The 813-nt window shown below is 44.9% G+C and carries 2 protein-coding genes; both read right to left on the bottom strand.

The genetic code is table 11. From position 1 onward, the window contains the following. Nucleotides 1-596, bottom strand: a 596-nt coding sequence (locus ACWHAR_RS25610; protein ID WP_452088250.1) for a metal-dependent hydrolase, incomplete at its 3' end; no start/stop codon positions are given. Nucleotides 597-658: 62 nt separating this feature from the next. After that, nucleotides 659-813, bottom strand: a 155-nt coding sequence (locus ACWHAR_RS25605; protein WP_452088251.1) for an SDR family oxidoreductase, incomplete at its 5' end; no start/stop codon positions are given.

Here is an 813-nt window from a genome sequence, read left to right as displayed (position 1 = left end):
ACCGGGAATGTATTGTAATGCACCGGCACGCCCTGTTTTGCGCGCAGCCATTCAGCAGCAAGCTTGGCGTCTTCAGGCCCCATTGTAAAGTTATCGCCAATCGGAAGGAAAGCAAGGTCGATATGATTCAATTCGCCAATGAGTTTCATATCAGAGAAAAGTGCCGTATCGCCCGCGTGGAAAATCGTTTTATCTTCTACAGTCAGCAAAATACCGGCAGGCATGCCTGTGTAAGTGATCGTTTTGTTTTCTTCATCTGTGATGGCTGATCCATGAAAGGCCTGTGTGAGCTTCACTTTTCCAAAATCGAACTGGCGGGAGCCGCCGATGTGCATTGGATGAACATTCAAGCCTTTCCAGCCTAAGTACACAGAGAGCTCGTTCGGGGCTATAACCAGCGCGTTATTTTGCTTGGCGATTTGTTCAGTATCACCGACATGGTCATTGTGGCCGTGCGTTAGTAAGATGACATCCGCTTTTACATCCTCCGGCTTTATATCCGTTAATGAATTCCCTGTTAAAAACGGATCAAAAATAATATGATGGTCCTTCGTTTCCACTGTGATTACAGAATGTCCGTGATATGTCACTTTCATTTCTTTCACCTCGTCACATGATTTTGATTTTTTTATTTTCCCTTTTTAAAAAGCTGAAAAACTTATGTTGTTTGATTCTTGTTAATGACATTGAGGCCTCCGGTGGCTTCAATGACAGTCCCTGTCACAAGGTCTGAGTTCTCCTCACACAAGAAAGCGATAATCCGGGCGATATCCTCGCCTGTACCGGATCTTCCTATCGGCGTTTTTTCTTTGC

The organism is Bacillus sp. LR--39 (assembly GCF_053613335.1).
Note: the sequence above shows the minus strand (reverse complement) of the source record. Positions and strands in the feature narration are given on the sequence as shown.